Here is an 11,814-nt window from a genome sequence, read left to right on the forward strand (position 1 = left end):
ATAGCTAGGGCTGCGGCTTGCCCAGAGTTTCGATCACCCAATTCCCGACTTGCCTGCCCTGCGAGATCCCATTGTCAATGGCGTCCATGAAGTGGATGCCCCCGTAAAAACGGGAAATGGCGGCTTCGTTTGCTGCCTCCCAGAATGACTTGAATTTTCTTGCTTTCAGATTGAACCGTTCTTCGACGGTGTCCGTATATGCAAAATTTTCGCCGAAATAGTGGGTAAGTATCACTGCGGAGGAAGCAGATATGACCGAATGCCCACTCAGGTACTCGGGAAACGGGGGAGTTTGTAAAAATGGCTTCCAGGTTGGGTCAATGTACTTCCGAATAGCTGTCTCAGGGCGGATCCTATTGCTTCTGTATTTCTCATCCCAGCATGTCATAAAACTGTCCATCAATCCGATGGCAACAGAAGTGGTAACCAACATGGTCTTTCCGAAGTCGGCTTTGCCTTGCCTGCAGGCGATATCGGTGATGCCCATCCAATGCGCTGCGGGCGAGATCTTCTTCATCCCGACCAGCAAATGGCCTTTATTCTCCAGCGCAAATGGATTACAATCCCAAAAAGCCGCAATTACCTGATGCTCCGGATTTTTCTGATCATCATAATTCCTTTTCATGAGCTGGTAAAACTCCGACTTCTTACTTTCCGAAAAGGCGACTGGGGGTGCCGGCTTAAACTGTGCCGCGGAATCCAGGGTAAAGGGCCTGACTGTCCCGAAAAATGGTTCTACCGGAGGAAAATACCCTGGAGGCGTCGGATACCAGGTTCCTGGCGTTCCCTTCGGCTCGTATCTTGGAAAATTGCTGATGCGATTGTATTTATCCCCTTTTGCATATTTGAGGATTTGCTTGCTGATTTCCAACGCGTATTGCTGCGAACCGGCAATGGTTTCTTCATCAAACCCACTGGTCTTGCAGGAGTCAATCAGCTGGTCCTGGAATTTTTGCAAAAGTTTGCCGGAAGGCTGCATTTTCTTGGCTGTCTCGAGCATAGCCAGTGCAGCGCTGAGCTGGTACGAATACTTTTCTACCACGGGTTTGGTAACCTCGGGAAAATCGTTCAAAACGCCATGCATACTTTTGTATGCCGAGTCATTCTGGGCAAGTACTTCATACCCTGCCAAGCATGCGTAGGAGAAAAAGCGGGAGCTCAGCGGCGGATTGGTTACATCATGCACCATCACGTCCGTCATTTGCAATGTGATCCGTCCAATCGTTTCAGGACTGATCTTTGCCTGCTTTGTCGTTTCCTTACATGCGCTGAAAACCAAAACCACGGTAATAGCGAAAAGGGTGTTAATGAACTTTACCAATTTGATAAGCTTTAATGTCCTGCTGATTAATTCCAAATAATAGTTTATCCCCCACGGGCAAAACACTACGCACATCTCCCTTTAACCTGAACCCGGAGGTATCCTGATTGACATAATCAAAATTCCCTTTCCCATCACCTTTTAGCAGAATGCCATAGTTAGCATCATATTTGCCAAACCGTAATCTCGCCTTGCTCACGTTTCCACAAAGGATCAGATCCTTCTTTCCGTCGGAATTATAATCCAGCGCTGTGATGGTATAAACAGGAGAGACCTGGGCCTGCAGGGGCAACGGCTTTTCTACAAATTTACCATTACCGCTCCTTTCGAAGTAAGCCGTTTTCAGATAGTTGGATTTCAACTCCTTTGCGCCTTCCAGTTCTTCCGGTGTGAAAATTTCCTTTACCGTGGCGTCTGCGTAGCTTTTATAATCCTGGAACCGGGTACGCATAATACTCATCTGGTCCAGCAGTTCGTCCCTTGTTATGTAGGGGTAACTCTTGCCCTGAATATAAAAACTCATGATCGGGTCTACCGAGCCATTGTCGTCAAAATCCTTGTAGATCATCTGTACCGGCTCCGAGTCGCTCGCTTTGCATTGGGTATTCAAGCCCATATTACCAATAATGAGATCCGTTTTGCCATCCCCGTTCAGGTCCTCGGCTAGAATTTTATTCCACCAGCCACTGTATGTTTTCTCAAAATAGTCGGTTGATTTATTTTCCAGCTTGCCGTTCGCATTGATAAGCACTGTAACCGGCATCCATTCACCTACTATAACGAGGTCTGCCTTGTTATCACCGTTCAGGTCAGTCCAGGCAGCATCGGTTACCAAACCGATGTGCTCCACCTCCGGAGCAAATTGGGTGGTCTGGTCTGAAAAATTCCCTTTGCCGTCATTGATCAGGATGTAGCTTCTAGGCGTCTCGGGATACCTGCCCGGTATTACTCTCCCGCCTACAAACAGATCGGGCTTGCTGTCCCCATTGATATCCGAAACCCGCACGCAGCTGGTGCTGGTCAGCATCTTGGGCAGGGAATTGGGACTTTTTGCCAGATTCCCTTTTCCGTCGTTAAGATAAAGACGGCTTTGCAACAAAGGGTCTTCAGGCATAAAGCTGGCAAAACCGCCGCTGCAGACAAACAAGTCCAGGAAACCATCTCCATTCGCGTCAAAAAATGATGCGTCGGTGTCTTCGCTTTTTTTATCCGCTTCGAACGCCGCAACCGGTTTATTTACAAAAGATCCGTTTTTTTGTTGAATGTAAAGTCTGGCAGCTTCTCCCGATCCTCCTCCGGCGAAAATATCTTCCAAACCATCGCCATTGATATCCCCTTTTTTAAGACAAGGCCCCGAAAAAGAAATCGGGTTGATCAGCAATGGCTGGCGTTTGAAATCATTGGTCTTGATAGCCGGGCTACGGAAAGCCACGGGCGATGGTACCTGTGCATATATCGGCGCGGGAGAAGTCGCATTGGGTTTCCCCGGCTTGGCATCTTTCTCAGATAACACGATCTGCTGATTGGACTTGGGGTTTACCAATCTTTGTATCTTACCGCTCAGCCAGACAATCGATAGGGAATCGATATGCTCATCCTTTCCCAAACCAAAATGCAGTACTGGCGAAACGCTGGACTGATAACCGCGCGTCGGCATTTGTTCCAGGTATTGCATCTTGCCTTTTTGATAGATCGTGATTTTCGCACCAACTCCAAATGTGTTTGTTCCATCCCCTTCCAACTTCACTTTCAGGAAGCTGTTCTTCAGTAGCTTATCCCCGCCGTTCTGATAAATAAATGCGGGTTTGTTGATATTATTGACAATCAGGTCCAGATCCCCGTCATTGTCAAGGTCGGCATAAGCCGCGCCGCCGCTATTGGAAATTTCCCCCACTCCCCAGGCATCCGCTACGTTACTGAATGTCAGGTCCTTTTTATTTTGAAACAGGTAGTTCTTCATGTTGGACGATGGCATCTGATACACCAGTTGCAATACGTCTTCGCGCCTTACCTGCCCTTCAATGCGTTTCAGGTGATCTCCCATGAATTTCACGAAATCCAAATTGGTATAATCCCTCAGGTTGCCGTTGGTAATGAACAAATCCTTCCAGCCATCATTATCATAATCTGCAAAAAGCGACGACCAGCTCCAATCGGTATTGGAAATACCTGCCAGCTGGCCAATTTCCGAGAAGGAAGGCGTTTTAGAACCTTTTCCCATACCCTCGTTGAGCTGCAGCATATTCCGTGTATACTGATGATGAAAACCCACTTTCACATTGAAGTCGAACAATTCATAATTATCAAGTCCGGCCAATAATTTTTGTCTGCGATTGTCCTCCGGAAGCATATCCAGTGTGAAAATATCCGGCAAACCATCATTATTAAAGTCCGCAATGTCATTACCCATTGAAAAATGGGAAGTGTGACCCATCCCGGCATCAAGCGCATCGGTAAATGTGCCGTTTTGATTGTTGATGTAAAGGAAATCGGGAATAGAGTAATCGTTACAAATGTACATGTCCTGCCACCCGTCCTGGTTAACGTCGGAAATGCCAATTCCCAGACCGTATGTTAAAGGGGAACTGTTGATGCCCGCCTTCTTTGTAATGTCTATGAACTTAGGATCGCCTGTGCCTTTCTGGTCGTTTCTGAAGAACCTTACGCCAGTTATCGGATCGTCCTTTTTGAGCAAATCAGCAGTGCTGGCCTCATCTAAAATCGGCAAGGCTTTTGGATTATGGTTTAATAAAAACATATCCAGGTCACCGTCTCGATCAAAGTCAAAAAATGCAGCCTGTGTACTGTTGCTGGGAAACGCCAGTCCGTATTTTTCGGCTACTTCTTCAAATTGCGGGATTCCGTTCGCATTGTTCCCTTTATTGAGAAACAGTTGGTTTTTCAGGCTCTCGGGAGAAACGTTGCCTGAATAGCACACGTAAATATCCAGTTTTCCATCACCATTCACATCGGCCATGGTAACACCTGTCTTCCAGGGTTTCTCCCTGCCACCTACACCTGCGATTTGGGTAATATCCTCAAACACCATTTCACCTTTATTGAGATACAGTTTGTTGGAAACCATATTGCCGGTGAAATAAATGTCATCGAGACCGTCCCCATTGATGTCCCCCGCAGCAACGCCGCCGCCATTATAAAAATATTCGTACATCAGGACGTTGGTGTTCAACCCCTCAGTGAGCGTATTGGTAAAATCGACTTTGGTTTTTTCGGGACCGAGAAGTGTAAAAAGAGGAGGCCCGCTGTCATTTTTGTTTTCGTGCTCAGCCTTACTACTTTTTTTGCATCCGGCGAACAACAAACAAATCACTAAAACTATACTTCCTGATGCCCAGGATTTCATCCGCTTCATAAAAGGCACGAAGATTAAAACTCAATAGAAAAAAGAAACTATGCCTTCTTACCGAAGACATAGTTCTGTAAAATTACCTAATAAATGCTAACTATTTGTCGTAGCCGGGGTTTTGAAGCAACTTAGCATTACGGTTGATCTCATCACGGCTGAACGGACGGAAATACATCTTGTCTACCCAGGTGCGGTTTTCGTGCGACTTCTCTTCCACCGGAGTGTAAGTATAATCGTAAACCGTTGGATCGTAGTGATATGGCTCCTTCATAGACTTACCAGCCTTGAACTTGCCGATTACCGAAATGTATTGCAGTGAACGTCCAAGCGTAGTCGGGGCAATCATCCAGCGACGTGCATCGTGGTAGCGTTGCTCTTCGTAAGCCATTTCAATTCTTCGCTCATGACGATAAGCCTCTTTCAGTGCAGCTCCCGCTACATTCAATGCCGGCATACCAGCGCGGAAACGGATCTTATTCAGCCACGAAAGTGCAACCGCATCCTGGCCCAATTCAATGCTTGCCTCAATGTAGTTGAAAACAGCTTCCGTAAATCTGAAGAAAGGCCATGGAATATTCTGGCGGTCCGTATTATCAACCAGGTCTGGGTTTGGATCGATAAACTTGCGCATGTAATATCCAGTGCGGCTACCGTTCCAGTCTTCAATGGAGCTGCTGCGGGTATCCAGCCCTTTGCGGTTGAACAGGGTACCTTTGTCATCCAGAAGGTCATAAGCACCCGTCTGGATCTGGTTTGCAGGGTCAACATTCCCTGAAATTTTATTACGCGGTTTCCAATCCGCACCATCATACATCACAGTCGCGTAGAAACGCGGATCGCGGTTCACATACGGGTTGGCTTTATGCGTAGGGTTGGTCCAGGAGAAAGAAGTACCGTCCATCATTTCATAGTCATCAACCAGCAAACCAATCGGCGTGTTACCAGCCCAGTTATGGTATCCGTTCGGACCGTTGTTCAAACCGGTTTGGCGGGCACCCTCGCTCAAGCTTGAGGTAAAATAGCGTCCGAAAATGATCTCGCTGCTAGCGCTTGGATCCAGCGTTTTGTCACCACTGGCACCAGCCATTGCTATAGACATGTAATTGGTTTTTCCCTCCGCAGAGCTAACCGGAGCAGCCAGGTTCAATTTGTATCCACCGTTACCAGCGTCTATAACCGCTTTTGCAGCAGCTTGTGCAGCCGTCCAGCGGGCAGTCCTGTCCCCTGTCAGATAGCCCAGGAACTCAGGATTCGCGTAGCCGGATATCACTGTAGACTTTGCTTTGGCAGTTGGTATATCATGCAAATCACTGGCGGCATAAAGAAGAACGCGCGATTTCAAGGCCAATGCCGCAACTTTCGACGCACGTCCTTTGATTGCAGCTTGGCCGTCCAATAATAATGCTGCGCTATCGGCATCACTCACGATTGATTTGATACATTCATCGTAAGTATTACGGGGTACCGAATAGTCTTCGTTCAGGTCATAAACCTTTTTGATCAACGGCACGGCACCATAGTAACGTACCAGCTGCTGATAGTAATAGGCTCTTAAAAAATAAGCCTCACCCTTTAACCTTGATTTTAAGGTTTCATTAGTAAAACTAGCAGTAGCCAGGTTTTTCAGGGCGATGTTTGTCGCACGGATACGGATATACATCGGGCTCCATCCATAAGTATCATCTACCCAACCCAGGTTTGAAGGACTCAAACTTCCCTCGTTTACGGTGTTGATGTTACGTCCTGTGTGGGTGAATACCGCTTCGTCGGTCAAAGAAGCCAGCATCTGTTCGCTGAAACCACCTTGCTGAAGTCCCTGGTAAATACCTGTCACAAATGCTTCCGACAACGAACCGTCTGTCCACACCTGGTCACCCGCGATTTCACTTGGAGGTGTTACGTCCAGGAAATCAGAGTTACAAGACCACAACCCGCCAGCAGTCAGCAAGGCAATGGCAATTATACTTTTGTATTTAAATTTCATATTTCTAATCATTAAAATGCTACACGTAAACCTGCATTAACAATTCTCGACTGCGGATAGTACTGTCCGCTTGTTGTAGTTGCTTCCGGATCCCAGATTTTGATTTTTGCAAAAGTGAACATGTTCAATCCATTCACGTACAACCGGAATTTGCTCAAACCTATTTTCGATCCGAATTCGGACGGCAGGTTATATCCCAGCTCTATGTTCTTAAGACGGAGGTAGTTATTGCTTTTCAGGAAGTAATTGTTAAGTCCCGCATTGCCTGTATTGGTATAATAACGGTTGCTGCGGTTTGTCAAACGTGGGTACCTTGTATCCGGATTATCGATTGTCCAGCGGTGATCGAAGTCATATTTCAGATAGTTACCAATGTCACCCGATTCCGTCAAACCTACCAACTGAAGACCGCCCATAGCGCCCTGCATCAGGATAGATAAGTCGAATTGTTTGTAACCCAGGTTAATGCTTGCACCACCTGTAAACCATGGACGCTGTACTTTTTCAGAGCGGATCCTGTCATCAGCACTGATCTTTCCGTCGCCGTTCACATCTTTGAACTTCATATCGCCGGGCAGTAAATTTCCAGTGATCGGTTTGTAATCAATTTTGTTGGCATCGATCTCCGCCTGGTCTTTAAATGATCCGTCGAATTGGTACACAAGGAATGATCCATAAGGCATTCCCGTCGAGCGCTGGTAGGAAGGCGCACCTGGCGTTTCATCCCAGAACTTGATCTTGTTTTTGGCGTATCCGCCATTCACGCTCACCGAGTAGGTGAAATCATTGATACTTCCATCGTAGCTCACTTTGAATTCCCATCCTTTGTTTTGAAGCTTACCGATGTTTTGAGGAGGGAGCTTACCATCAATACCGGCAGTTGAAGGTGTCGAACCCAATTTAGGGATCAGGATTTTAGAACGGTTGTTTACGAAATAATCAAATTCGTAAGATAATTTGTCGTTCAGCAATGTTCCTTCAATACCAAAGTTGATGTTATTGGCGACCTCCCAGGTAAAGCTATTGTTGGCAACACGTGCTTCAAGAAGTGTTTTGGCAACCTGGTCATTGATCACATAGCTACTAAAGCCGGCTGTTGACAGGTATTGATACTCGGCAAGTGTTTCTGTTCCAAAAAGATAAGGCTCAGCACCCATTTGGCCCCATGAACCGCGAAGCTTCACATTGTTCATGAAACGGACATTGTTCTTCCAGAAATCCTCCTCCGATAAACGCCATCCCGCAGATACCCCTGGAAAAAATCCGAAGCGGCCTTGTTTAGGGAACACATAAGAACCATCCACACGCCATAGGAACTCAGCAAGGTATTTTTCTTTAAAGTTATAACCTGCGCGTCCAAAATAGCTTAACCGTGCTCTTCTGTACAAGTCAAAATTGCCGATATTTTGCTCTGGTGTACCACCTGCAAAAAGCTGGTCAACCACAGGGGAAATGAAATATCTACGGTAAGCATTGAACCCGTCAGCATCCACTTTCTCACGCTGGATACCACCCATTACGTTGAAGTTGTGGGCACCGATCGATTTCTCGTAGGAAACCTGTCCTGTTAACTGAACGGACAATTCTTGTGAGGATGATTCTGTTAAACGGGGATCCGTGAAGGTAGAACGTACCGATCCGGTTAAAACAGGAGTTACGCCGTCTGCTTCATAGGATTTTTTGTCCCAATAATACAATGTCCAGGGCTTTTGGAATGATTTCTGGCGACGCATCATTTTATCGATAGCGGCCATTGCAGTGATCTTCAAGCCCGTTACGCCTGGCACATCAAATTCCAATGCACCATTGGTTTGGATATAATCACGTTTATCGTTGTTATAACCGGTTGTATTGGTAGTAATAACGGCTGGGTTCTGACCATTTTCAATATCAGGACCTGGACGTCCATCCGGCCATATCGCAATTTCGGTTGGCTTACCGCGCATCAACATACGGAATATGTCGCTTGCACCACCACCGTTAGGGAAATGGCGGAACTCTTCACGAAGAGCGATACCCAATTTGGCTTTCAGGTACTTATTGATCTTGGTATCCAGGTTGATACGCATATCATATTGCTTATAACCTGTTGCCGAGTTGATATAGTTACCGTCCTGGTTCAAATAGCCCAAAGATGCCAGGTAGTTGATATTCTCGCTACCTCCCATCAATTGAACATTGTGGCGTTGCTGTGGTGACCATTTACGGATTACTGAACCGTACCAGTCGGTGTCCGGATGAAGCAAAGGATCAGAATGGTCCTTGAATTTTTGAATATCACCAGGCTGGAAAACGGCTGTCAGGACGCTTCCGTTATCCGTTCTTTTATAAGTTCCGTCGGTATTGAAGCCTGTGAGCGCACCATTCCACTGTCCGGCTGGCAAATTGTCATAAATCTGCAATTCGTTACGGATGGTCGCATACTCAGCAGCGTTGGACATTTTCGGAACCGTTGTTGGCTGGCCCATTCCCATATTCATGTCATATGACAATTGTGGCTTGCCCGATTTACCGCGTTTTGTAGTGATCAGGATAACCCCGTTACCGGCGCGTGATCCGTAGATCGCAGCCGCAGCATCCTTCAAAACGGAGATGCTCTCGATATCGGCCGGGTTCAAACGGTCCAAACCACCGCTACGGTTGGGAACGCCGTCCACAACGATCAGTGCATTGCTGTTACCCAACGAGTTGGTACCACGTATACGGATTGCCGATCCATCATATCCAGGCTCACCACTTGATTGTACCGTGGATACCCCCGGCAGACGACCGCCTAATGTGTTGGACAAGTTGGCTGAGGGTGCTTTTTCAAGCTCTGTACCCTTTACTGCAACAACCGAACCGGTCAAGGTTGCTTTTTTTGCTGTACCATAACCTACAACCACTACTTCTGTTAATGCTTTGGTATCGGAAATTAATGCAATGTCAATGGTATTTCGGTTGCCTACTTCCAGTTCCTGGGTGAGATACCCAATAAAAGAAAATACCAGTGTTGAAGTTTTATCTGCGTTAACAGAATAATTACCCGAGTTGTCTGTAACCGTACCTGCTGTGGTACCTTTTACGACAACGCTGACACCCGGCAGCGGTAGTCCTGTTTCGTCCTTAATCTTACCCTTGATGGTGTTCTGTGCATGGGCAACCATGACCGAGACAAGGAGCAGACTAAGTGAAAAAACACCTCGTGAGATGACACGAGATATCCATTCAGTAGAAAATCTCATAGATTAAAATTTAGAGTTAGAAATTGTATTGTAAAATTTTGCTTAACCGTATAAGCACGGAACGTAGAATCAAACTTTGGCTTTGAATATTGAGCCAGTCTACAAGTCGAAGAAGATGTCGTTTGGGAAAGTTTTTTACATAGATCGTTTGTTAGGGGATTGAGTTAAGTTTTTTCAGTTCAGAATTTAAGTGTGTAGATTTTACACAATTGAGTTCATATTATTCAGAAACTTGTAGGATAAGTACCAACTGAAGAGATATACTCATTTGATTATACAAAAAGATATTAATTTTTTTACAAATAAAAGCATTCTGGGTTAAGGTCTATGCATTCTTAAAAAATAACAATAACTAATGCGACAAAACGACGAAAACAGCATTATAGTGATATATAAGTTACAATTAATCATTGTTTTGTACAGAATATCCGCCTTATTTAAATCTTCCTTATCTTTATCTGACTTTTATCAATTACACAATATCCAGTTGCCCGACACGAATGAAATTGCGCTTACTCTCCTTCTTGCTGATACCATTTCTGTATGGTTGTAAAAAAAACTTGTCCCCGGAAGAATATAACTCCAAAGCGGCCGATCCGACGCTTTTTCATGAGACAACCACGCATTTAACCGATGTGATTATTCATGATATTTTCAAGCCGCCTGTTGCTAGCCGTATCTATGCATATTCATTTTTGGCCGCTTATGAAGCGCTTGCTCCGGGATACAAAGATTACCAATCTCTTGGAAATCAATTAGTTAATTTCAAAATACCACCCAAACCCGACTCTTCGGCTGCTTACTGCTTCCCGCTAGCAAGCATCAAGGCCTTTACAACAGTAGGAAGAACACTCACTTTCTCCGGAAATATGTGGGATGACTATGAGAAGGATTTGTTAAAGAAATATCAGGATATGGGAATTCCTGAGGACGTGTACCTCCGCTCCATCGCTTATGGGGATACTGTCGCAAAACATGTACTTGCGCATGCGTCAAAAGATCACTACAAAGAAATTCGCGGTTATCGCTATACGGTGACAAATTTACCCGGTACCTGGGTGCCTACCCCGCCTGCATATGCCGATGCCTGCGAACCGATGTGGAACACAGTCAGAACCTTCACGCTCGATTCGGTGACACAGTTCAGGTGCCCCCCTCCGGCAAAATACGACCTTAAAAAAGGTAGTCCATTCATGAAGTTGGCTATGGAAGTCTACGATATTGGCAACAACCTTACAGAAGAACAAAAAGCAACGGCCTATTTCTGGGACGATAACGCCTTTGTAACAAATGTAGTCGGCCACGCCATGTTTGCCAATAAGAAAATGACCCCTGCAGGGCACTGGCTTGCCATCGTAAGAACTGTCGCTACGGACAAGAAACTAAGCCTGATACAGGCAACCGAAGCCTATACATTGAGCGCATTATCGATATTTGATGCATTCGTTGCTTGTTGGGATGAAAAATACAGAAGCGTCAGGATCAGGCCCGAAACGGTGATCAACAACAACTGGGCTCCAGATTGGCGCCCGTTTCTGGAAACTCCGGCATTCCCCGAATACGTGAGCGGACACAGTTCTATATCCGCTGCCTGCGGCACGGTGCTCACGCATCTGCTGGGCGATCACGTTGCTTTTACCGACACGACCGAAAAGAAATACGGCCATGGGGTGAAATCATTTAAATCCTTTGAGGAAGCTTACTGGGATGCCTCCATCAGCCGGGTTTACGGGGGTATACATTACCGTGACGGTGTAACCGAAGGCACACATCTGGGACAAAAAATCGGTGATAACGTTTGGCGGAGAGCCATCACACGAAAAAACCGGGACATTTTGGCAAATAAATAAGCGGCGGCTAGACGCGGTCGGCTAGACGCGGTCGGCTAGACGCGGTCGGCTAGACGCGGTCGGCTAGA

5 protein-coding genes are annotated in these 11,814 nt (G+C 46.1%); 1 reads left to right on the plus strand and 4 read right to left on the minus strand.

Annotated features, from left to right (window positions below; translation table 11 throughout):
• Window positions 1-4: 4 nt before the first annotated feature.
• From AC1XUF_RS24020 to AC1XUF_RS24035, 4 genes are all read right to left on the minus strand, one after another.
• Entirely contained in the window at window positions 5-1,321 is a 1,317-nt protein-coding gene (locus tag AC1XUF_RS24020) for a vanadium-dependent haloperoxidase (RefSeq protein ID WP_483344393.1), read from the minus strand.
• Window positions 1,305-4,685: a VCBS repeat-containing protein gene (locus tag AC1XUF_RS24025; protein WP_483344403.1), complete on the minus strand. Its 3,381-nt coding sequence runs from the start codon at window positions 4,683-4,685 to the stop codon at window positions 1,305-1,307. Before AC1XUF_RS24025 ends, AC1XUF_RS24020 begins: the two co-directional genes overlap by 17 nt.
• 100 nt (window positions 4,686-4,785) lie before the next feature.
• Window positions 4,786-6,672, minus strand: coding sequence for a RagB/SusD family nutrient uptake outer membrane protein (locus AC1XUF_RS24030; RefSeq protein WP_483344394.1), 1,887 nt, complete (start codon window positions 6,670-6,672; stop codon window positions 4,786-4,788).
• Window positions 6,673-6,683: 11 nt separating this feature from the next.
• On the minus strand, window positions 6,684-9,818 hold the full coding sequence (locus tag AC1XUF_RS24035) for a SusC/RagA family TonB-linked outer membrane protein (protein ID WP_483344404.1): 3,135 nt from the start codon (window positions 9,816-9,818) through the stop codon (window positions 6,684-6,686).
• Window positions 9,819-10,396: 578 nt separating this feature from the next.
• Between AC1XUF_RS24035 and AC1XUF_RS24040 the strand changes: the two genes are divergently transcribed.
• A complete protein-coding gene (locus AC1XUF_RS24040; RefSeq protein WP_483344395.1) occupies window positions 10,397-11,746 on the plus strand; it encodes a vanadium-dependent haloperoxidase in 1,350 nt (449 codons plus the stop codon).
• Window positions 11,747-11,814 lie beyond the last annotated feature (68 nt).

This window comes from Dyadobacter sp. HNCC25DJ185, assembly GCF_056895195.1.